General features: G+C 37.2%; 21 protein-coding genes. 10 read left to right on the forward strand and 11 right to left on the reverse strand.

Features of this window, described 5'->3' with window-relative positions; genetic code table 11:
* Position 1 precedes the first annotated feature (1 nt).
* From B4F31_RS00145 to B4F31_RS00165, 5 genes are all read left to right on the forward strand, one after another.
* Positions 2 to 2005, forward strand: a complete 2004-nt coding sequence (locus B4F31_RS00145) for a fumarate reductase/succinate dehydrogenase flavoprotein subunit (protein ID WP_093305634.1) — start codon at positions 2 to 4, stop codon at positions 2003 to 2005.
* Between the two features lie 68 nt (positions 2006 to 2073).
* On the forward strand, positions 2074 to 2820 hold the full coding sequence (locus B4F31_RS00150) for a succinate dehydrogenase/fumarate reductase iron-sulfur subunit (protein WP_075325173.1): 747 nt from the start codon (positions 2074 to 2076) through the stop codon (positions 2818 to 2820).
* An 82-nt stretch (positions 2821 to 2902) separates the two neighbouring features.
* On the forward strand, positions 2903 to 4057 hold the full coding sequence (locus B4F31_RS00155; protein WP_075325172.1) for a methionine aminotransferase: 1155 nt from the start codon (positions 2903 to 2905) through the stop codon (positions 4055 to 4057).
* Between the two features lie 163 nt (positions 4058 to 4220).
* Positions 4221 to 4856 carry a ligase-associated DNA damage response endonuclease PdeM gene (pdeM, locus tag B4F31_RS00160; protein ID WP_075325171.1) on the forward strand — a complete coding sequence of 212 codons (636 nt, stop codon included), beginning with the start codon at positions 4221 to 4223 and terminating at the stop codon, positions 4854 to 4856.
* Positions 4857 to 4858: 2 nt separating this feature from the next.
* On the forward strand, positions 4859 to 5668 hold the full coding sequence (locus B4F31_RS00165) for a hypothetical protein (protein WP_093305636.1): 810 nt from the start codon (positions 4859 to 4861) through the stop codon (positions 5666 to 5668).
* 13 nt (positions 5669 to 5681) lie between these two features.
* Here B4F31_RS00165 and B4F31_RS00170 read toward each other — a convergent pair whose 3' ends face one another.
* Positions 5682 to 7040 (reverse strand): dihydrolipoyl dehydrogenase family protein, encoded by a 1359-nt coding sequence (locus B4F31_RS00170; RefSeq protein ID WP_075325169.1) that lies wholly within the window; start codon positions 7038 to 7040, stop codon positions 5682 to 5684.
* Positions 7041 to 7156: 116 nt separating this feature from the next.
* Here B4F31_RS00170 and B4F31_RS00175 point away from each other — a divergent pair, with 116 nt between their 5' ends.
* The 4 genes from B4F31_RS00175 to B4F31_RS00190 all read left to right on the forward strand — a co-directional run bounded on the left by B4F31_RS00175 (position 7157) and on the right by B4F31_RS00190 (position 11953).
* Positions 7157 to 7393, forward strand: coding sequence for a hypothetical protein (locus B4F31_RS00175; RefSeq protein WP_075325168.1), 237 nt, complete (start codon positions 7157 to 7159; stop codon positions 7391 to 7393).
* Complete coding sequence (locus B4F31_RS00180; protein ID WP_286760313.1) at positions 7390 to 7680, forward strand: type II toxin-antitoxin system RelE/ParE family toxin; 291 nt, start codon at positions 7390 to 7392, stop codon at positions 7678 to 7680. Before B4F31_RS00175 ends, B4F31_RS00180 begins: the two co-directional genes overlap by 4 nt.
* Before the next feature lie 66 nt (positions 7681 to 7746).
* Entirely contained in the window at positions 7747 to 11130 is a 3384-nt protein-coding gene (mfd, locus tag B4F31_RS00185) for a transcription-repair coupling factor (RefSeq protein WP_075325166.1), read from the forward strand.
* Between the two features lie 283 nt (positions 11131 to 11413).
* Positions 11414 to 11953: an outer membrane beta-barrel protein gene (locus B4F31_RS00190; protein ID WP_075325165.1), complete on the forward strand. Its 540-nt coding sequence runs from the start codon at positions 11414 to 11416 to the stop codon at positions 11951 to 11953.
* Positions 11954 to 12075: 122 nt separating this feature from the next.
* Here B4F31_RS00190 and B4F31_RS00195 read toward each other — a convergent pair whose 3' ends face one another.
* The gene (locus B4F31_RS00195) at positions 12076 to 12876 is read right to left on the reverse strand and encodes an NAD(P)H-binding protein (protein WP_286760314.1); all 801 of its coding nucleotides are present in this window, start codon (positions 12874 to 12876) and stop codon (positions 12076 to 12078) included.
* A gap of 176 nt (positions 12877 to 13052) precedes the next feature.
* The gene (locus B4F31_RS00200) at positions 13053 to 15368 is read right to left on the reverse strand and encodes a M28 family peptidase (RefSeq protein ID WP_286760315.1); all 2316 of its coding nucleotides are present in this window, start codon (positions 15366 to 15368) and stop codon (positions 13053 to 13055) included.
* A 136-nt stretch (positions 15369 to 15504) separates the two neighbouring features.
* Between B4F31_RS00200 and B4F31_RS00205 the strand changes: the two genes are divergently transcribed.
* Positions 15505 to 15972 (forward strand): CBS domain-containing protein, encoded by a 468-nt coding sequence (locus tag B4F31_RS00205; RefSeq protein ID WP_075325162.1) that lies wholly within the window; start codon positions 15505 to 15507, stop codon positions 15970 to 15972.
* Positions 15973 to 15990: 18 nt separating this feature from the next.
* On the opposite strand, the gene B4F31_RS00210 is transcribed toward B4F31_RS00205, so the two are convergent.
* The 8 genes from B4F31_RS00210 to B4F31_RS00245 all read right to left on the reverse strand — a co-directional run bounded on the left by B4F31_RS00210 (position 15991) and on the right by B4F31_RS00245 (position 21156).
* Positions 15991 to 16416 (reverse strand): putative quinol monooxygenase, encoded by a 426-nt coding sequence (locus tag B4F31_RS00210; protein ID WP_093305638.1) that lies wholly within the window; start codon positions 16414 to 16416, stop codon positions 15991 to 15993.
* A gap of 54 nt (positions 16417 to 16470) precedes the next feature.
* The gene (locus B4F31_RS00215) at positions 16471 to 16818 is read right to left on the reverse strand and encodes a hypothetical protein (RefSeq protein ID WP_075325161.1); all 348 of its coding nucleotides are present in this window, start codon (positions 16816 to 16818) and stop codon (positions 16471 to 16473) included.
* Between the two features lie 122 nt (positions 16819 to 16940).
* On the reverse strand, positions 16941 to 17366 hold the full coding sequence (locus B4F31_RS00220; RefSeq protein ID WP_075325160.1) for a DUF4174 domain-containing protein: 426 nt from the start codon (positions 17364 to 17366) through the stop codon (positions 16941 to 16943).
* Positions 17367 to 17388: 22 nt separating this feature from the next.
* Positions 17389 to 18006, reverse strand: coding sequence for a DEAD/DEAH box helicase (locus tag B4F31_RS00225; protein WP_093305640.1), 618 nt, complete (start codon positions 18004 to 18006; stop codon positions 17389 to 17391).
* 145 nt (positions 18007 to 18151) lie between these two features.
* Positions 18152 to 18517: a cupin domain-containing protein gene (locus B4F31_RS00230; protein ID WP_057482536.1), complete on the reverse strand. Its 366-nt coding sequence runs from the start codon at positions 18515 to 18517 to the stop codon at positions 18152 to 18154.
* A gap of 39 nt (positions 18518 to 18556) precedes the next feature.
* Positions 18557 to 19192 (reverse strand): hypothetical protein, encoded by a 636-nt coding sequence (locus B4F31_RS00235; RefSeq protein ID WP_075325158.1) that lies wholly within the window; start codon positions 19190 to 19192, stop codon positions 18557 to 18559.
* Between the two features lie 85 nt (positions 19193 to 19277).
* The gene (locus B4F31_RS00240; protein ID WP_093305642.1) at positions 19278 to 20474 is read right to left on the reverse strand and encodes a vWA domain-containing protein; all 1197 of its coding nucleotides are present in this window, start codon (positions 20472 to 20474) and stop codon (positions 19278 to 19280) included.
* A 67-nt stretch (positions 20475 to 20541) separates the two neighbouring features.
* Positions 20542 to 21156 carry a hypothetical protein gene (locus tag B4F31_RS00245; RefSeq protein WP_075325156.1) on the reverse strand — a complete coding sequence of 205 codons (615 nt, stop codon included), beginning with the start codon at positions 21154 to 21156 and terminating at the stop codon, positions 20542 to 20544.
* Positions 21157 to 21169: the final 13 nt, after the last annotated feature.

A 21169-nucleotide genomic window follows, 5' to 3' on the forward strand; every position in this document is an offset into this window, starting at 1 on the left:
TATGTCAGTTTTAGATTCAAAAATACCTAAAGGGCCTCTAGCAGAAAAGTGGACCAATCATAAAAATGATATTAACCTGGTAAACCCGGCCAATAAGCGTAATATCGATGTTATCGTTATTGGAACAGGTCTTGCGGGAGGAGCTGCAGCTGCAACTCTTGCCGAATTAGGTTATAATGTAAAAACATTTTGTTATCAAGATTCTCCAAGACGTGCTCACTCAATCGCCGCCCAAGGAGGAATTAACGCCTCCAAAAATTACCAGGGAGATGGCGATTCAGATTACCGTTTGTTTTACGATACTGTAAAAGGTGGGGATTATCGTTCTCGTGAAGGGAACGTTTATCGTCTTGCTGAGGTTTCAGGAAATATTATAGATCAATGTGTGGCACAGGGAGTTCCTTTTGCCCGTGAATATGGTGGTTATTTAGATAACCGCTCTTTTGGTGGGGTGCTTGTTTCCCGTACCTTTTATGCGAAAGGACAAACAGGACAACAGTTGTTGTTGGGAGCATATTCAGCAATGAACCGCCAAATTAACCGTGGAAAGATCAAGCCTTACAACCGTCACGAAATGATGGATTTGGTATTGGTAGATGGTAAAGCTCGTGGAATTATTGCCAGAAATATGGTTACCGGTGAGATTGAACGCCACTCGGCTCACGCCGTGGTATTGGCTTCCGGTGGTTATGGGAATGTTTTCTTCCTTTCTACAAATGCGATGGGAAGTAACGTGATGGCAGCCTGGAGAGCTCACCGTAGAGGAGCTTATTTCGCTAACCCTTGCTATACACAAATTCACCCAACCTGTATTCCGGTTACCGGAGATCACCAGTCTAAATTGACTTTGATGTCTGAATCTCTTCGGAATGATGGACGAATCTGGGTGCCTAAGAAAGAAGAAGATGCAAAGGCAATAAGAGAAGGCAAGAAAAAACCAACAGAACTTTCAGAAGAAGAAAGAGATTATTATTTAGAGCGTCGTTATCCCGCATTTGGTAACCTTGTGCCTCGAGATGTGGCTTCAAGAGCAGCTAAAGAGCGTTGCGATGCCGGTTATGGAGTAAATAAAACAGGACAGGCAGTTTATCTTGATTTCTCTAGTGCTATTGAGCGTTACGGAAAAGAAAAAGCCTTTACCTCTGGAAATAAAAATGCTTCAAAAGAAGAAATTACAAAACTTGGGAAAGAAGTTGTGGCTTCTAAATACGGAAACCTCTTCGATATGTATCAGAAGATCGTAGACCAGAATCCGTATGAAACCCCAATGATGATATATCCTGCGGTTCACTATACAATGGGTGGACTTTGGGTAGATTACAACCTACAAACTACCATTCCTGGTTGTTATGCTGCCGGAGAAGCAAACTTCTCAGATCACGGCGCTAACAGACTTGGGGCTTCTGCATTAATGCAAGGGCTGGCAGATGGTTATTTTGTACTACCATACACTATTGGAGATTATTTATCAAAAGACATTCGTACCGGAGCAATTCCTACAGATTCAGCAGAATTTGAAGAAACCGAGAAAGCAGTGAAGGAGCGAATTGATAAAATGATGAATGCCGGCGGAACGAAATCTGTAGATTCCTATCACAAGGAATTAGGATTGATTATGTGGAACAAATGTGGAATGGCACGTAATGCAGAAGGATTAAAAGAAGCGATTGAAGAAATTGCAGCTTTAAGAGAAGATTTCTGGAAAAACGTAAAAGTTCCCGGAAGTGCAACTTCTAAGAACGCCGAGCTTGAAAAAGCAGGTCGTGTAGCAGATTTCCTTGAACTTGGAGAGTTATTCGCTAAAGATGCACTACATAGAGAAGAATCTTGTGGAGGGCACTTTAGAGAAGAATACCAAACCGAGGAAGGTGAAGCTTTAAGAGACGATGAGAACTTTAAGTATGTTGCTGCCTGGGAATATAAAGGGAAACCTGCAGATGCCGTGCTTCATAAAGAAGACCTGGTATTTGAAAATATAGAATTGAAAACAAGAAGTTATAAATAGAATTGAGATTTTAGTATTGAGTATAAAAGCTCAATACTAAATACTCACTACTCAATACTTTTAACGATATGAAGTTAACACTTAAAATATGGCGTCAGGAAAATGCCACTGCTAAAGGAAAAATGGTAGATTATCCTGTAGATGGGATAGACGGTGATATGTCTTTTCTTGAAATGCTGGATATACTTAACGAGCAGTTGGTAGAAAAAGGAGAAGATACCATTCAGTTTGATCACGATTGTCGTGAGGGAATTTGTGGTTCCTGTTCTTTGCAAATTAACGGGGAGCCTCACGGGCCAGATAAGTTAATCGCAACCTGCCAGTTGCATATGCGTTCTTTTAAAGATGGTGATACCATTTATATAGAGCCATTTAGAGCAAAAGCTTTTCCGGTAATAAAAGACCTTATTGTAGATCGTACTGCTTTTGACAGGATTCAACAAGCCTGGGGATATGTTTCGGTAAATACTTCGGGGAACACCGTAGATGCCAATACTATTCCTATAGAAAAAGAAAAAGCCGATGAAGCTTTTAACGCGGCAACCTGTATTGGTTGTGGAGCTTGTGTAGCAGCTTGTAAAAATGCAAGTGCTATGTTGTTTACTTCAGCAAAAGTTTCTCAATATGCTTTGCTTCCGCAAGGGCGTGTAGAAGCTACTGAGCGTGTTCAGGCAATGGTCAGACAAATGGACGAAGAAGGATTTGGAAACTGTAGTAATACGGGAGCCTGCGAAATAGAATGTCCTAAAGGAATTTCTTTAGAGAATATCGCGCGTATGAACCGTGAATATCTTGCAGCTAGCGTAAAAGGATAAAACTTCCTTAAATACAAATAAATCAATCCCAAATTCCTTTTGAATTTGGGATTTTTTATGCAACTTATTTAAAAATAACATAATGCCAGATTTCCAAAATCTTCCTTCAAAACTTCCAGCCGGAAAAACCAGTATATTTTCAGTAATGAGTGGACTGGCAAGAAAGCATAATGCGATAGATCTTTCTCAGGGTTTTCCGAATTTCGAAACCGATAATCATTTAAAGGAGCTGGTTTGTAAAGCTATGAAAGATGGCTACAACCAGTATCCGCCAATGAATGGCATTCCCGAATTGCGTGAGCAAATAGTTAGTAAAATAGAAAATCTTTACGGGAAGAAATACGATGAAGCTTCTGAAATTATCTTCACCGCTGGAGCTACCCAGGCATTGTATTGTGCTATAAGCGCATTTGTTCATCCTGGAGATGAAGTAATTGTCTTTAAACCGGCTTACGATTCTTACGAACCGGACATTAAACTGGCCGGTGGGAAACCTGTTTTAATTGAATTAAAAGGAAAAGATTTTAAAATTGACTGGCAGGAAGTGGAAGAAAAAATCACTTCTAAAACCAGGATGATCGTAATCAATACACCGCATAATCCGACTGGAACTGTTCTTTCAAAAAACGATATGCAGCAACTTGAAAAATTGCTAAAAGACACCAATATTATCCTGTTAAGCGATGAGGTTTATGAGCATCTTATTTATGATGAGGAACAGCATCAAAGTGCCTCAAAGTTCCTTGGTTTAGCTGAAAGAGCTATTGTTTGTGCTTCTTTTGGGAAAACTTTTCATAACACGGGTTGGAAAATGGGCTACTGCGTGGCACCCGAAGTTTTAATGAAAGAGATCATTAAGTTTCATCAGGCTACGGTTTTTTGTGTTAATCATCCAATGCAAAGAGCTTTCGCTGAATATTTAAAAAATCCGGATCATTATTTGAACCTGGGAAATTTCTATCAGAAAAAGCGAGATAAGTTTTTGGAATTGATGCAGGGCTCAAAATTTAAAGGAACACCTTCAAAAGGAACCTATTTCCAAGTGATGGATTATTCAGAAATTACCGATGAACACGATGTGGATTTTGCGAAAAGATTAATTACTGAATTCGGACTGGCCACAATTCCGGTTTCGGTATTTCATAAAGATGGCAAAGATCACAAACAATTGCGTTTCTGTTTTGCCAAAACCGATGAAACCCTGGAAAAAGCAGCTGAGATTTTACATAAATTATAATATTACGTCATCCTGAACTTGTTTCAGGATCTAATTATGCAAGTCTAAAGGAGAAGGCGGAAGCCGACGCGGCAATCTGTGCTTTTCTAAAATCCGCAAGAGATTACTTCTCCCGATTAGCATCGGGATCGTAATGACGTATAGTTTCATACATTGTAATTAGATGACAATAAACCTCCAAAACCAAACTTTTGAACTCCACCCCAGCGGTGCCGCTTTTTGGAAAGAAGAGGAAATCCTCTTAATTAGCGATGTGCATTTGGGGAAGATCTCGCATTTCAGGAAATTTGGAAGTGCAGTGCCTCATAAAGCTATTAATGCAAATTTTTTAAGGCTGAGTGAAGTTGTTGGGAAATTTCAGCCTAAAACCGTCTGTTTTCTAGGCGATCTTTTTCATAGCGATCTTAATAGTGAGTGGAAATTATTCGAAAACTGGCTCAGTTATGTAGAAGCCGAAGTAGTTTTAATAGCAGGAAATCACGATATAATTTCTCCCTTAAAATATGAAAAGCTGGGCGTTAAAATTCATTCAGAATGGCAGCTTAATGGTTTTTTACTTACCCATCATCCTGAAAACAGAGTAGGTTTCTTTAATCTTTGTGGCCATATTCATCCTGGCTACCGATTAAATGGAAAAGGAAAACAAAGCCTGAAGTTACCTTGTTTTTTCCGAAGAAAAGATCAGTTGATCTTTCCTGCGTTTGGAGAATTCACCGGGAATTTTATGATGAAGCTAAATGAAGGGGAAAAAGCATACGCGATTACCCAAAATGAAGTAATTTTAATAGAAAACAGCTAAAAATGGAAAAACGTCTTGCTATTTTAAATTTCATCTCGGTAATCTTGATCATTGCGGTAAGTTATATTTCCCAAACCGGGATTATTAACGGCAACACTATGGGCAGCCTTAGCGCCGAGTATTATAATCTTTTTACTCCTGCAGGTTACGCTTTTGCCATTTGGGGAATAATCTTCCTTTCGCTTTTAGGTTTTTCCGGCTATCAACTTTTCCAGGCATTTTCCGCGAAAAATGATCTGGAGTTTTTAAGGAATTCTGGGTATTGGTTTCTAATTGCTAACCTTGCCAATGCCGGTTGGGTTATCGCCTGGCTTAATGAATTTACAGGACTTTCGGTTTTATTGATGTTTCTAATTATGTTTTCCTTAATAAAAGTCATTCTCAATACCAATATGGAGCGCTGGGATGCTCCCTTAAAGATCATTGCTTTTAGTTGGTGGCCTATCTGCTTGTATTCGGGTTGGATCGCCGTTGCCAGTATCGCCAATGTTTCGGCTTACCTTTCTAAAATAGGCTGGACAGCCCCGTTTTTTGGGGAAGAAATTTGGACGGTTATTATTATTGCAGTGGCTGTTTTTATAAATATCGCTATCATCTGGCGCAGAAATATGCGGGAATTTGCCGCAGTTGGAGTTTGGGCGTTAATCGCTATTTATTTTAGACATTTTGGCGAAATTCCACTTATTACTTATTCTGCTTTAATAGGTGCGGTTGCTATTTTTTCAAATATTATTTATCACGGTTGGATGAATAAGGAAACTAACCCGATGTATAAGTTCCTTGAGAGTAAAACTAAATCCAGTAGTCAATAAAAAAGTAAAGAATTTAAACCATTCCTTTAATGTCGCTTGCCCAACTGGGATAAGTGAAAATCATTTTTTTTAAAGTTTCACAATCAAGCTTTCCACACATCGCCATTACAAACATATTGATGATTTCTGAAGCTTCCGGGCCAACCAAATGAGCGCCAAGTACCAATCCGGTTTTCTTATCCACTAAGGTCTTATAAGCATATATCTTTTCATTGATGTGTTTAGCATTAAACCAGTCGGGCACTAATTTATGTTCCAGTTCATAGTCGTATCCCTGTTCCTTAGCTTCTTTTTCTGAAAGTCCTACGAAAGCCAGTTTTGGTAGGGTATAAACCACGGTAGGTTGAGGAGGATAATCTGCTTTTTTAGGCTCTTTACTATTTAAAAGATTTGCTGAAACGATCTTTGATTCCTGTGAAGAAAGCGGGGTTAAAGGTAATCCCGAACTGTCTGAAACATCACCACAGGCATACACGTTTTTATTGGTTGAATTTTGAAGAAATTCGTTAACCGTAATTCCCTTTTTTGAAAAGGCAACGTTTCCTTTTTCCAGATCCAGATCTTCTATAGATGGAACACGACCTGCAGTATTAAAAACCATTTCAGCTTTTGCTGAAATCTCTTTCCCATCCTGAATTCCTTTTACCCTAAAGTTCTTTTGCAGCTTTTCAATTTCCTTCACTTCTGCATTAAAAATAAAATCGATTCCCAGATCTTCTTCCGAAACCTGCTGGATGTAGTTCACCATATCTTCATCAAAGTTGGAAAGCGGACCTGGCATAAAATCCATCATGGTGACTTTTACACCAAAACGGGCTGCGATATGCGCGAATTCCATCCCAATATATCCGGCGCCGATAAAAATCATTGTTTCGGGTAATTCTTTTAGATCGAGAAAATCTTCACTTAAAAGAGCGTATTCTTCGCCAGGAATTCTCAACGGCATAGGTTTTTGTCCGGTTGCGATAACGATCTTATCTGCGGTTATCGTTTTGCCTTCCACAGAAAGCGTGTTTTTATCTAAAAATTTCGGAGATTGGTGATACATTTTTATGTCCAGGGCTGCCAGATCTTTTTCGGTAGCAGCAGGAATGGCATCTAAGAATGTTTCTTTAAAAGTCATTAGATCACTCCAATTTACTTCCGGCATTTTCGTAATTCCTTTACCTTGCATTTTAGTGGCGCGATCTATAATTTCGGTAAAACCTACCAGAACTTTTTTAGGATCACAGCCACGATTTGGGCAGGTGCCGCCATACTCCCTGTTATCGGTTATCGCTACTTTCCATCCTGCTTTAGCGCAATCTTTAGCAACACCCTTTCCGGCGGTCCCGGTTCCTATCACAAATACATCAAAATGCTCAAATCCCATAATTATAAATTCTTACAGCAAATTAGGCATCTGCAGGCATTTTTGCTGTTATGAAAATGGTAAAAGTGGAGTAGAGATAAAATTTGTAATTTTATAAGACCAATAATATTCTGATTATGGAAACAATAGCGTTAAAGAAAACGGTCCTTAAATATGTTGAAGAAGCAGATGCACGTCTATTAGAAATGATGCTTTCTCTCGCCGAAAGTTATGAAAATAACGACTCTTCAGTTCTCTCCGAATCAGATTACCATGAAATGGATAACCGCAGGTTGAATCATTTAAAAGAGAAAAGCGAATCATATTCCTGGGAAGAAGTGCAGCAAAGAGCTAAAAATGCTTTGAAGAAATGACTTTTAAGCTTATAATTAAAGAGGAAGCTCAATTAGAAGTAATTGAAGCTTTTCTTTATTATGAGAGAAAACAAAGTGGGTTGGGTGATTTATTTTTAGATCATCTTAACTCGTATTTTAAGTGGATTAAAAACTATCCTTTTCATTTTTCGGAGAAAAGAAAACCATTTAGGGAAGCTGTAGTCAAACGCTTCCCCTATGTTATTATCTACGAAGTCCAGGAGAGTGAGGTGAGTGTTTATTCCGTATTTAATTCCTGGCAAGATCCCGAAAAGAAAAAAGTATAAATCAACTAACGTTAAAAAAATGTTGAGAGGTTGCGGGACAAAATTTCTGCAATTATCTTTGCGCCAATGAGTAAAACTATTATCGCCCAAAGCTTTGCACAATCCTCGCAACAGCAGGAATTGAGGGATTCCCTTGTCTCTTCTGAAAAAAATCGGACTAAAATTCAACTTAAAGGACTTGTTGGTTCTGCTTTTTCTTTTGTTGTAGCCAATGCGTTTAAAGAAGCAGAAAAACCCTTTTTGCTGATTTTTAACGATAAGGAAGAAGCGGCTTATTATTTAAACGATCTCGAGCAGCTGGTAGGAGAAAAAAATGTGCTTTTTTATCCCGGCAGTTACCGCCGTCCATATCAAATTGAGGAAACAGATAATGCAAATGTATTATTACGAGCCGAAGTTTTAAACCGAATTAATTCGCGTAAAAAACCAGCGATAATTGTTACCTATCCTGATGCTTTATTTGAAAAAGTAGTTACCCGAAAAGAACTGGATAGAAGCACGCTAAAAATTTCTGTAGAAGATGAACTTTCTATAGATTTTGTAAACGAGGTTTTATTCGAATATAAATTCAAAAGGGTTGATTTTGTAACCGAACCGGGCGAGTTCTCAGTACGTGGGGGGATTATAGATGTTTTTTCCTTTAGTAACGACGAGCCTTACCGTATCGAGTTTTTTGGAGATGAAGTAGACAGCATCAGAAGTTTTGATGTAGAAACCCAGCTTTCTACAGATAAGGTGAAGAAAATTTCGGTGATGCCGAATGTGGAAAATAAACACCTTGATGAAATACGGGATAGTTTTCTAAAATATATTTCAGAAAAAACCGTGGTGTTTGTTAAAAACCTCGATTTACTCACTGCGCAAGCCGATAAACTTTTTAGCAAGGCAGAAGAAGCCTTTAATAAACTTTCTGAAGATGTAAAACATAGTGAACCCAAAGAGCTGTTTTGTGATGGGCAGTTAATTAAAAGTCAGCTAGAGCTTTTTTCAGTTGTTGAATTGAGTAACCAGACTTATTTAGAAGCTCAGAAAAGTATAGAATTTCAAACAAAACCCCAGCCTTCTTTCAATAAGCAATTCGATTTACTGATTGATAACTTAATTGAAAATCAGGAAAACGGGTATACAAATTATATCTTCTGCGTAAGTGAACAGCAAGCCAAACGGTTCCACGATATCTTCGATGATCAGGAACGTATAGTAAAATACCAAACAATTACTTTGGCTTTATTTCAGGGTTTTATCGATGAAACCGGAAAAAATGTTTGTTACACAGATCACCAGATCTTTGAGCGCTACCATAAGTTTCATCTTAAGAATGGTTATGCTAAAAAACAGGCGATCACGCTTAAGGAACTCGGTAACCTTGAAGTGGGTGATTATGTAACCCATATTGACCATGGAATAGGGAAATTTGGCGGACTTCAGAAAATTGATGTAGAAGGAAAAAAGCAGGAAGCGATCAAGCTTTTCTACGGTGAGCGGGATATTTTATATGTCAGCATTCACTCTCTCCATAAAATTTCGAAATATAACGGGAAGGATGGCAAAGAGCCCAAGATCTTTAAATTGGGAAGTAACGCCTGGAAGAAACTAAAGCAAAAGACCAAGGCGCGTGTTAAACATATTGCCTACAATTTAATTGAACTTTACGCAAAACGAAGATTACAAAAAGGCTTTGCCTTTGGCCCAGATTCTTACTTACAACACGAGCTGGAAGCCTCTTTTATGTATGAAGACACGCCAGATCAAAGTACCGCAACCCAGGCGGTAAAAGAAGATATGGAAAACGAGCGCCCTATGGATCGGTTGGTTTGTGGGGATGTTGGTTTCGGGAAAACAGAGGTTGCTATTCGGGCAGCTTTTAAAGCGGTAGATAACGGTAAACAAGTTGCTGTTCTAGTGCCAACCACTATTTTGGCGTTTCAACATCATGAAACTTTCACTGAACGTTTAAAAGATTTCCCGGTAACAGTAGATTATTTAAATAGGTTTAGAACCGCTAAAGAACGCCGAGAAACTTTAGCCGATCTGGAAAATGGAAAAGTAGATATTGTGATTGGTACGCACCAATTGGTTAATAAAGCGGTGAAATTTAAAGATCTTGGATTACTGATCGTAGATGAAGAACAAAAATTTGGAGTTTCGGTAAAAGATAAACTGAAAACTATCAAGGAAAATGTAGATACACTTACATTAACGGCAACGCCTATTCCAAGAACGCTTCAGTTTAGTTTAATGGCCGCGCGAGATTTATCTACCATCACCACTCCGCCCCCAAACCGTTATCCAATTGAAACTAACGTAATTCGTTTTTCCGAAGAAACTATTCGGGATGCGGTTTCTTATGAAATTCAACGGGGCGGACAGGTTTTCTTTATTCATAACCGGATTGAAAATATTAAAGAAGTCGCCGGAATGATTCAGCGTGTGGTGCCAGATGCTAAGATTGGTGTAGGCCACGGCCAGATGGAAGGCAAGAAGCTGGAAAAACTGATGCTGAGTTTTATCAATGGTGAATTTGACGTTTTGGTTTCAACAACGATCGTGGAAAGCGGACTTGATGTTACTAATGCGAACACTATTTTCATTAATAATGCGAATAATTTTGGGGTTTCAGATCTTCACCAAATGCGAGGTAGAGTAGGACGAAGCAACAAGAAGGCTTTTTGTTACTTTATAACGCCACCGTATTCTGTAATGACTGAAGATGCTCGGAAACGAATTAGTGCTTTAGAGCAATTTTCTGAATTAGGAAGCGGAATTAATATCGCGATGAAAGATTTGGAAATTCGTGGAGCCGGAGACTTACTGGGTGGCGAACAAAGCGGATTTATCAACGAAATTGGTTTTGATACCTATCAGAAGATTTTAAATGAAGCGATTGAGGAATTAAAAGAAAATGAATTTCAGGAGCTTTATAATGAATCTGAAAATATAGAGGATAAAACCTTTGTAAAAGATGCGCAGATCGATACCGATTTTGAGATTCTTTTCCCCGATGATTATATCAATAATATTACTGAAAGACTGAATTTATATACACAGTTAAATAAAATTACTTCAGAAGAAGAATTGCAAAAGTTTGAAGCAGAGCTTGTAGATCGTTTTGGGGAATTACCAACCCAGGCGGTAGATTTACTTAATAGTGTTCGTATAAAGTGGATCGCGGCGAGTATAGGTCTGGAAAAGATCATATTAAAACAAGGCAAATTGATAGGCTATTTTATTTCCGATCAGCAATCCAGATTTTATCAAACCAATACGTTTACCAAGGTGCTGCAATATGTACAAACGCATAAGCATAAATGCACCATGAAAGAGAAGAAAACCAGGAATGGCTTGCGATTGCTCTTAACTTTTGAAAAGATCAATTCGATAGAAAGCGCTTTAAAAGTTTTGCAGCCCCTGGATTTTAGGGTTAAGGAAGAAGAGGTTGAAGCCCCCTAACCTCCGAAGCGGGAATAAAAAAAATGTCACCCTCCTTTTTAAGGAGGGGTGGCCGATAGGCCGGGGTGGTTGAACCCTTCCGTCATTCCTTCGGAATGCCACCTCCCCTTAAAAAGGGAAGGAGCTTTTACGTCATTCTGAACTCGTTTCAGAATCTATGTTGTTAAATAGTCACTTCAAATAAGTAAAAAAAATTCATTTTAAAACCTAAATATTGTGGTTTTTCCAATGTTTTAGCAAATAAAAACTATGTTTGTAGTTATAACATAAACTATCTAACAAAATGATTAAAAATTTCTTTTTAGTTTTCTTCCTTTTTCTGGGATTAAACTCCTTTGCTCAAAATGTAGATTTCGGTATCCAGGCTGGATATACAAATGTTGAAGTAGAAGCTAATGCCAAGGGTGGTACACAGGTTTCTGCAGACGGTTCCGGTTTTTATGTAGGATTTTTAGCCGATTTTCAATTCACCGAAAATTGGCACCTTCAACCTTCCGTAAATTATTTTAATGTAGAAGAAACCGATTTCTTATCTATTCCGGTTCTTGTGCAGTATTATATAGAAAATTCCGGTTTTTATTTACAAGCGGGTCCTCAGGCAACTATTGTATTAGAAGATGTTCCCACTACAAACGAATTTGGTTTAGATGCGGCATTTGGTGTAGGCTATCATATCACCGAGGATTTCTTTATTGAGGCACGTTATGGTATTGAACTAACCAATAGATATACTGACGAATCTATAGAATTTGCCGAACAATACGATACAGATATTAAAAGTGGAGTAAATACTTTGATGGTAGGAGTAGGTTATAAGTTCTAACCAAACCTCAAGTTTGCTAAACCGAAATGAAAGGAAAACCTTTCTACAATATAGACCTTACAGGTTTTTAAAATCTGTGAGGTTTTTTATTTACGCCATCTTCAGCCTGGTTCAGAGGGTCTCTAGATTTCCTTCTCAAATTGATAATCCAATACTTCCCCTAAATTAACCGAACTTATTTTCTTGCCCTTAGAAACTCCATTCTGGTCAAAATAGGGAATATTTAAGTTCTTTCCCTTTGCAGTTTTCGTGTAATAATCTTCCTTAGTTGGATGATCTGGACAGGCTGCGTTAAAAGTTTTTCCCCAGGCTTCTTTCTTGATGATCTGATTTATGATTTCTATACAATCTTCCTGTTGAATAAGGTTTACCGGCGCTTTTGAATTTTTAAGCCCGGTTTTGTTAGCAAGGTAATTTACAGGATGTCTTCCCGGACCAATTAATCCGCCGAACCTAATAACTGTGGTTTGAAAATGCTGATTTTTCAATAGCATTTGTTCTGAAGAAATAAGTTGGTTAGCGGCTTCTGAAGTTCCGTTAGCTTCGTTTTCTTCGGTGTATTCGGGGAAGTTTTCTTCGTCTTTATAGACTGAAGTAGAACTCACAAAAATCACTTTTTCTACCGGAGATTTTTCTATATAATCTATAATCCTGCCTATTTTACCAACGAAATCGGCTTCGGGATCGCCACGAAGGCCGGGCGGTATGTCTATAATTAGCAATTCAGAATGCGCCAGGAAAGAAGTAAGATCGCCCTGAACGCCTTCTGTAAAAATTTTAATCTGATAAGGCGTAATGCCGGCCTCACGCAATGGCTGCATTTTTTCCTGGCTGGTTACCGAGCCTTTTACTACGTGCTCTTCTTTAAGCTTTTTTGCGAGTGGCAATCCCAGCCAGCCGGTTCCTAATATAGATATGTTCATAAAGCCCCTCCCGGCCTCCCCAAAGGGGAGGTGTTTTTAAGTTTTAAATAAAATATTCGTGTATTCGTCAAGCTGAACTTGTTTCAGCTTCTAATATGAGAAGATTTCTTATCAAGTTAGATCCTGAAATAAATTCAGGATGACGAGTAATAACCTCAAAGCTACAAAACCAAAACCTACTCGGGACTTATGGTTTTCTTAAATATTACAGCATCGTTTAGTACAAAAGGCCTTGGAATCATAGTTTCTGGTCTGGGCTTTACATTTAAATCTTGATTTTCAAGCAAATCATAACTGGACTCGTAAAGTGTGAATTCTGGTGTTTTATCCTTTTTCAAACTGAATTCCAATCTTAAAGTATCCCTTCCCGAAATATGATAAGTCAATATTCGGTCGTGCCATCTACGGGTGTGAATATGAAAATCGTTACTTCCCAGCGCGACAGAATCAGCTTCGAGACCATTCACTTTAAAACTTTCAAAATCTACGGTTCTATCAGCAAAAAGTTCTATTCTATCCGCTTTTCGGTTGGTAGCAATTTTCAGAGAATAGGAATTAAAAGCTGTGGTAGAATCGGTTTTTTCCCAAATTACGCCGGGCGATTTTAGATCAATTTTTGGAGCTTCGGCACGCCAGGTAAAATTTGAGCCGTATTTGCTGCTAAAGGTTTTATTTTCTGAAGGAGCAATTAATGGTTCTTCTCCAAAATATGCTTCAGTCCATTCGTCTGGCATCTTATCGTAAGAATACCAATTGGTAGTATTTTTATCGGCATCAAAAAGATACACCAGCGAATTCGGTTTAGGGTGTTCTTCGGTGAAATCGGCTTTAAAATGTGCGATAATTAAAAGAATATTGAAAACTAAGAAGAATAAAACCGCGATTTTTTTATTGCTTTTAAAATAGGCAAAAACAGGTAACAGCAGTTGAAATAATAAAACGGTGAGTAAAGCTGAGACAAACAATATTTTCAGACCTAAAGCTACCGGAAACATTTTTATAAAAGGCACTAAAATAAATACAGCCGGAAGGCTTAAGAACGCCATTAATAAGGAATTTGGCGATTCCTGACGCATCATAATAAATAGCTGCAGTAAGCCGAAAAAGCCTGGGATTATAAAATATGCCGCGCCTTTTAAAAAGAATGCTAGCAAAGTGCAAAGCAATAACCAGAAAAATAGTGGAACAACAAATAGATTCGCCTTTTTGTCTATATGTCTAAATCGGAAGTAGGTGAAAAACGAAATGAGTAAGCTTAATGAAACAAAAGCAGCGATATAATAATAGCCATTATAGGTAAAACCCTGTTCCATTTCTGAATATTCAGGGTAGCTGTAAAGTAGAAATTTCCAAAGTAGAAAAACCAATAAGCCAGAAAAGGCCAGGCTCACCATAAACGGAATAATACTCTTTGAAATTTCTTTTAGCTGAAGATGATCCTTGGAAAATCCATAGCCCAGAATGATAAAAAACAAAACAAAAGCGAGAATAAGCATTGGGAATATCCAGGAAAACGGATAACTGATTATTTCCCCGCCCGGAATATTAAAAAACAATACTTCTTTTTCCGCATTTACTTCGCTTAAATCTGCATCTTTAAAATAATCGAGTAGAGGCATTAAATAACTGCCTTGATGTGCTAAGGTTTCTTTATCTAAGTTTTTGGGGGTGTCAGTCGCGGTGTGATAATCAAAATGATCGTCTATAAATGCAAAATTATAACCCGGGATATTTCCCTGTTCCCTTAAAACAGTAAGATCGGTGTCGTTAGGCAGCATTTTATAAACGCTATAAACCAGCGAATTTGTAACTAGAAATTCTGGATTGGCTTCTTTGAAAGAATTAATAAGCCCTGCATTTCCAGAATTTGTTTCCAGGAACATAAAAGAATCGCCATCACTGCCGCGGGCTTCAAAATTAAGGGCAAGTTTGGCATCTTTAGCCCAGGGATGATCTTTTATAAAAAGTTCGGCGCCATTTAAACCGAGTTCTTCAGCATCGGTAAACAGTATGATAATATCATTTTTGTGCTTTTTATTTTCAGCTAAAAATGTACGAATTCCTTCTAAAATTGTTCCCACGCCGCTGCCGGCATCACTGGCACCGGGAGAAGAATGCGGATTACTGTCGTAATGCGTCATAAGCACCAAAGCTTCACCGTTTCCGTTGCCTTCTAAACGTGCTAAAATATTTTGAGGACGCACTAGCGTGCCGCTTTTGGTAAGCGTATAATCTTCGTGAGTTTGCGCCTGTAAGCCCATTTCCTGTAACTGGCCTACAATATAATTTCTTACGCGGCTATGAGCTTCAGTCCCTACATAATGTGGTTTCTGCGCAATCGCTTCCACGTGTTTAAAAGCGCGTTGGGTAGAAAAAGTGGTTTCAGGCGCATCTTTAGCTTCAATATTTTTTGGTTGGCTGCTGTAAAAGCTAAACCAAACTGCAATGGTAATAAAAATGAAAGAGAAAAAGCGAGGTATATTCTTCAGCATAATTCAGAAAAAAACAAAAGGTTTACAGGATTTAAAGATACTTAAGATTTTAAGGAATAGTAATACAGGAAAGCAGGCTTTCAGAATAATTAAATTTTACCTATATTTAAGTTATTAGTAATCAAAAATTTAAGTTATGGGTATTAAAAGTTTTCAGGGAAAAAGGGCGGAACCGGAGAAGCCGAAGAGCGCACCCATGTTGGTTAGAGATTATATGAGTACCTCACTGGTTACTTTTAAAGAACACGAGAATATTTTAGATGTTGCCGAAAAACTGACCAAACATAAAATATCTGGTGGGTGTGTGGTAGATGACAATAATAAACTAGTAGGGCTTATTTCTGAAGGGGATTGTATGAAACAAATTTCAGACAGCCAGTATTACAATATGCCCTTAGAAGATACTACCATTGGTAAGCGAATGACTTGTAATGTGGAAACCATAGACGGAAATATGAATGTGATGGATGCCGCAAAACTATTTATTGAAAAACGGTTTAGGCGTTTTCCAATTGTGGAACACGGCAAACTTATTGGGCAAATTAGCCAAAGTGATGTACTTAGGGCAGCGGTGCGTTTAAAAAGTAATAATTGGGGAGATTAAGACCTTTGCTTAAACTAATTATTCAAGCTTTTTAAAAATCTTTGACATGGTTTTCCCGTCTATTGCTTCCATATCTATAAGCTTTAAGGATTCTACCATATTAAGTGTTGAAGATTTATATTCTTTGAAATGTGGTGTTTCCAGATGAGCTTTATAGGCTTCATTATCTGCATATATTTCTAATATTCTTATTTTGGTAGGGTCTTCCTTTTGAAACATTGGGTATATAGAAATAACGCCTGGCTCTAACCTAACAGAAGCTTCAGCTTCATATTTTAAAATTTTTATATACTCTTCAAGATACTGCTCTTCTATTTTAATTTCAGAAATCCTGATAAGCATTTCATCTGTTTGCGGAGTATTTTTCATCTTATTTTGAGAACCACAAGAGTAGATTAAAAAAATTAAAGATAGAATCGTAAATGCCGATTTTATAAATTTCATTTAGTATTAATTTTGAAATCCCTATCGGTAAATGCACTATGTAATAGTGTGTGGTTAACTGCGTTTAACTAAAGCGTAAATTCCATTTTCTAAAGGAAGATATCCCTGGTCGTACACAAAATAATAGACCTTACCGGTTTTGGTTGTATAGATGCTGGTAAAATATTCAAAATTGAAACCACGGGCGAGTAATTTATTTTTACTAATCGTGGTTTTTTCGTTTGGATTGAATTCTTCTAAAATTCGGTAATTTTTGCGAAGCAAGTTATTGACGTTTCTAACCAGGTTTTTCCTGTCTTTGTTGAGGTTGTTATGGTGTGCATTGCGACAATAATCGCTGCAGAATTTCTTATCTACGCGACCTACAATTTTTTCGCCACATTCCAAACAGGATTTTTGCATACTACGCGATAATCGAGGATTAAATATTTCCAGGCTTTACTCGAAATTAAATTTTGTTTTCACAATAAATATAAATAAAAAGCTTAAAAAATACTGAAATTCAGGTTTTTGTAGAGTTATACTTACTTGTTTTTCCGTATTTCCGCTTGGCGCATCGGCATACTATCTATAGTATTAAAAAGTTTTTCTGCGGAAAGCACTTCGGTTTGTTCCAGTTTTTCGCCGCCATCCAATCCGATTAGAATAACCCGAAAATCGCTTTTTTCAGCTTTATATTTCTGAAAAAGCTCAGAAGAATTTTTCCAGTTCTCTTCTTCAAATCCGGTTGTATATTTTTCAGGTAAAATTTGGTAGATTACCAGTTTTCGCTCGTTTAAGCCTTGTTGATGTTTTTGAAGTTCGGTAAGTTGTTGCTGGAATTTTTCATTTTTCTGTTCAGCTACAATCAAAATTAGTCGGTCTTTCCATTGGTGTTTAGAAAGATCTTGCGCATTTAAATTCATAGCGAAAGAGAAAATTAAGATAAAACAACTTATAGATTTTAGCATATTCTAAAATACGAAAAATCTGCTATACCTTTAGTCTAAGCATTTCGGCACGAGCCATAAAAGAATCTTTTAGGCGTTCAATTTTAGGATTCATCGTAGAGGCAAACACCAGGTATTGGCATTTTGTAATATGCTGCGGAATCCTAATTAAATCGTTATAATCGCTGTTTTTGGTTAAGAATTCGGCGTCTTCTACCGCAAGAATCTTTAACTGACTTACATTGATGCCGGTGATTTTAAAAAGCTGAAATAATTTTTTTGGTGTAGCGATCACAATGTCCACACCATCATAAATATCATCTTTTTGTTTGCTGATATCGGGAGCGTCATGCGCGCTATAAACGCGTAAGTCCATGTATTTTGTGAATTTGTTGAATTCTTCTTCCAGCGCCAGGGCAGCTTCTTTGTCCTGAACAAAAATCAAAGCTCTGGGAGCATCTTCAAAAGCTGCGCTTTCTAATTTCTGAATTGTGCTAATTACAAGTGCGGTAGTTTTTCCGGAACCTTCAGGAGCAACGATAAAAAGATCTCTTCCGCTTTTAATTTTGGGTAAAATTTGTTTTTGAAATGGAAGCGGATTTTCAATTTTCAGTCTTTCCAAAGCTTCTTTAAGCGGAATATTCAGTTTTTTAAAGGACATAAGATTTGTTTTAAAGCTACCGACGTTTTAATCTTTCTATATAAATATCAAAAGCTTCTGAAGCTTACAAAGATAACTTTCCCTATAATTAAAGCGCTATAAAACATTATTGCTTTTAGAAAACTTGTTGGAAAAGGGCAGGATTTCAAATCCATTCCTGATTTTCCACGCTTAGTTTATCTTTCACTTCGCCGGTATGTTTGGTACTTGCAGGCTCAAAAAGTAAAATCCAGGCTTCCTCTTCAGCTACAGGGTTATGCTCAACACCTCTTGGGACAATATACATTTCGCCTTCATTTAAGCGAATAGTTTTATCTCGAAATTCAATCTTTAGACTTCCTTTAATAACCAGGAACATTTCATCTTCCTCTTTATGATCGTGCCAAACAAATTCCCCTTTTAATTTCGCGAGTTTTACCTGTTGCCCGTTGAGTTCGCCAATAATTTTAGGCGTCCAGTGCTCATTAAACAACTCGAATTTATCTTTTAAATTTACTTTTTCAGGTTTCATAAGTTTAGGGTTAACTAATTAAAAATAGGAAAATTACGTTCAGTTTTTAATAAGCTGTGGTAATTTAGCTTCAATGGGGAAACCTTTAATTCCTTCTTTGGTCTTTAAATAAGTTTCAATTTCGGCCTCACTCATTTGGTAGGTTTCTTTAAGGCCGTCAATAATTATTTTTAGGTAAAATTCGTGTGGGGAATTTATTTCCTCTTTTAAATAATCTTCATTAGTAAAAGTGAAGATTGGGCAATTTTCATCTTCACCCAGATAAATGATCTTCCCGTACCAGGAATTATTTTTCATATCCAGGCTACGATTTTTAATTACGTGTTGGAGATCTATATCAAAATCGCCTTCAAATTTTATTTCCTGTTGTACCAAATCAACAAATTGCTGCTGGGTGATGAGGTACATTCTACCCAGGGTTTTTATATTTTTATCAAAGTCAGATTTTATAAATCCGGCGCCACCGCCACTCCAGGTTTTTGAAGATTTAGCGAAATAAAGTTCGCCATTTATAGTGATTCCTTTAGATTTTTCAGGCAGGGTTTTATTGGTGCAACCGGGATAAACGCGTTTGGCATTGGCAGGGCGACCACCACTAATATAACAGCTAAAACGCTCTTTTAATAAATTGGAACCATAACAGGCATACCAAACTTTGGGTTCTTCTTGTGGCATCTTTTTTTTACAAGAAAAGCTTTCTTAAAGAGAATAGCAACCTCTACAGTTATTTAGGAATTTTGAAGGTATAGCTTAGTAGCTGTTATTCAGAATACTTAGTAATTAATCTTATTAATAATTCATTTAAAAATTCTACTTCATATTCGCCTATAGAGGGTTCAATATGATCATTGCCTATGCCACTGTGATTAGTAATAAAAACATAAGTGCTATTGGTAGCCATGGAGAAGTAACGCATAAGGAATTCAGTTTTTTTATCAATTCCGCTTGCGGTAACAGGTATAAGTTTAATTCCTTTTTCAGCTGCTTTTTTTATTGAATTTTGAATATCAGCAATAACCTGTTGATTATGATGTGGTGGGGCATCTAATATTAAGAAAGCCAAACGGGTGCGGGCGCTGGTAGACCATTGTAGCTCGTTTAATGTTGTATTTAAAGCGGTATGTACGGCTTCTGGAAAATCGCCACCACCATTTGCAGATTGGTTATTAATAAAACTTAAAGTGGTATTTATATCACTTGAAAAACCTGAATGTCTTACAAGGTATTCATCTTCAGTATCGCGGTAAAAAACCGAGGATGTGAAAATATCAAGATTAGAATTTGAATTTTCAACTTTTTGAATAATGCTCTTCAAGTCATCTTTTAGAAACTCTAACTCGTCTGCCATGGAGCCGGTAGCATCTACAATAAATGCAATTTCCACATTGGTTGGGACTACCTCGGTGTTTTTTATTTGAATCTCATTAATCCCCTGGCCAATTCCTTTTAAAGTAGTATTAATCTTTTCGCCATTTACCCATAGCGAATAATTGCTTAGACTGAAATTTGAGGAATTTTCAAAAGGATTTATCCATAACTCAGCCTTTCCATTATTATCAGATTTGGCAGACCAGGTTGTGTTAGCCTGTTCGTTTTTTAATTCTATAACGGCATCTATAACAGGCAGTGCACTCATATTTTGTATAGAAACTGAAATCCGGTTATTAAAGAAAAAATCCCAATGGTTTAGTTTTTCGGCAAAATCCTGGGTGTTTTTTAATTCAAGCCAAAAGTTCCAGTTTTCAAGGTCGTTCCATTCTCCTGCAGTTATCATACCAGAGGAATCGGAATCACCGTTCCCGTTGTCTGGTTCTCCAGTACCTTCAGAAGAAGCTCCATCAAAAGAATTTCTTACTGCTTCTCCCGTTTCCTCTGTTGATTCACTTAAAGAATCTTCGCTGCAGCCAATAGAGCAGAAAAGTATTAGAGCTAAGCATATTTTAATAAATTTACCCATCTTATTTGAATTTAGTAGTTCTTTCTGTAATTAGATGCGAAAACATTAAAAAGGTTGCGTGGGGATGCTAATGAATTTTATATTTAATTCCTATTTGCATTAAAATGCTGACATCTTCCCCGCCAATTTGCCATTTATCGCTTTCTCTGAACGAACCTACAAGATCAGTCCAAAGTAAAGTGGGTTCTAATTGCAGGGCTAAATTGTTATTTAGCTTAGAACTAATAATTCCGGAAAAACTGACACTCATAAAATTACGATCAACTACTGGAGATAAATTAATTAAATCCTGTCTGAATTCCTGGTGGGTATAGCCAAAACCAAAGTTATAGCCAAAATTCCATTTGCTATTTTCTTTAAGGTGCTCTAACAGAATCATAGAAGTTAGTGAAGTAACATCGCCATCAATAGGTTCATTAGAACTTTTCCAATTTCTGCCTTCAATTGCGGAGTTTAAATATTGTAATTTAAGTTTAAGTCCGAAATAAGAATCAGGTTTCGAATATTTTAGATCAAGATATGAACTAAAGGGTAGCGAGTAATCAATATCAATATTATTATCGGCATTCTCAAACATATATGCTGAACCTGTTCCCAGTCCAAACCCGACTTCCAAATTTTGTGATTTCCCGTCAAGTGTAGCAACTAGAAAAAACAAGATAATTATTGTGATTTTTCTCATAAATTTTATTTGA

The organism is Salegentibacter sp. UBA1130, from assembly GCF_002311535.1.
In the GTDB taxonomy this organism is placed as follows: Bacteria; Bacteroidota; Bacteroidia; order Flavobacteriales; family Flavobacteriaceae; genus Salegentibacter; species Salegentibacter agarivorans.

Bases quoted from the DNA above. Each gene is read 5' to 3' on its own strand.
- B4F31_RS00235 (WP_075325158.1), bottom strand. From the start codon at position 19,192: ATGCCACAAGAAGAACCCAAAGTTTGGTATGCCTGTTATGGTTCCAAT.
- B4F31_RS00210 (WP_093305638.1), bottom strand. From the start codon at position 16,416: ATGAAATTTATAAAATCGGCATTTACGATTCTATCTTTAATTTTTTTA.
- B4F31_RS00215 (WP_075325161.1), bottom strand. From the start codon at position 16,818: ATGCAAAAATCCTGTTTGGAATGTGGCGAAAAAATTGTAGGTCGCGTA.
- mfd (WP_075325166.1), top strand. From the start codon at position 7,747: ATGAGTAAAACTATTATCGCCCAAAGCTTTGCACAATCCTCGCAACAG.
- B4F31_RS00230 (WP_057482536.1), bottom strand. From the start codon at position 18,517: ATGAAACCTGAAAAAGTAAATTTAAAAGATAAATTCGAGTTGTTTAAT.
- B4F31_RS00225 (WP_093305640.1), bottom strand. From the start codon at position 18,006: ATGTCCTTTAAAAAACTGAATATTCCGCTTAAAGAAGCTTTGGAAAGA.
- B4F31_RS00195 (WP_286760314.1), bottom strand. From the start codon at position 12,876: ATGAACATATCTATATTAGGAACCGGCTGGCTGGGATTGCCACTCGCA.
- B4F31_RS00205 (WP_075325162.1), top strand. From the start codon at position 15,505: ATGGGTATTAAAAGTTTTCAGGGAAAAAGGGCGGAACCGGAGAAGCCG.
- pdeM (WP_075325171.1), top strand. From the start codon at position 4,221: ATGACAATAAACCTCCAAAACCAAACTTTTGAACTCCACCCCAGCGGT.
- B4F31_RS00175 (WP_075325168.1), top strand. From the start codon at position 7,157: ATGGAAACAATAGCGTTAAAGAAAACGGTCCTTAAATATGTTGAAGAA.
- B4F31_RS00155 (WP_075325172.1), top strand. From the start codon at position 2,903: ATGCCAGATTTCCAAAATCTTCCTTCAAAACTTCCAGCCGGAAAAACC.
- B4F31_RS00180 (WP_286760313.1), top strand. From the start codon at position 7,390: ATGACTTTTAAGCTTATAATTAAAGAGGAAGCTCAATTAGAAGTAATT.
- B4F31_RS00240 (WP_093305642.1), bottom strand. From the start codon at position 20,474: ATGGGTAAATTTATTAAAATATGCTTAGCTCTAATACTTTTCTGCTCT.
- B4F31_RS00220 (WP_075325160.1), bottom strand. From the start codon at position 17,366: ATGCTAAAATCTATAAGTTGTTTTATCTTAATTTTCTCTTTCGCTATG.
- B4F31_RS00145 (WP_093305634.1), top strand. From the start codon at position 2: ATGTCAGTTTTAGATTCAAAAATACCTAAAGGGCCTCTAGCAGAAAAG.
- B4F31_RS00200 (WP_286760315.1), bottom strand. From the start codon at position 15,368: ATGCTGAAGAATATACCTCGCTTTTTCTCTTTCATTTTTATTACCATT.
- B4F31_RS00165 (WP_093305636.1), top strand. From the start codon at position 4,859: ATGGAAAAACGTCTTGCTATTTTAAATTTCATCTCGGTAATCTTGATC.
- B4F31_RS00190 (WP_075325165.1), top strand. From the start codon at position 11,414: ATGATTAAAAATTTCTTTTTAGTTTTCTTCCTTTTTCTGGGATTAAAC.
- B4F31_RS00170 (WP_075325169.1), bottom strand. From the start codon at position 7,040: ATGGGATTTGAGCATTTTGATGTATTTGTGATAGGAACCGGGACCGCC.
- B4F31_RS00150 (WP_075325173.1), top strand. From the start codon at position 2,074: ATGAAGTTAACACTTAAAATATGGCGTCAGGAAAATGCCACTGCTAAA.
- B4F31_RS00245 (WP_075325156.1), bottom strand. From the start codon at position 21,156: ATGAGAAAAATCACAATAATTATCTTGTTTTTTCTAGTTGCTACACTT.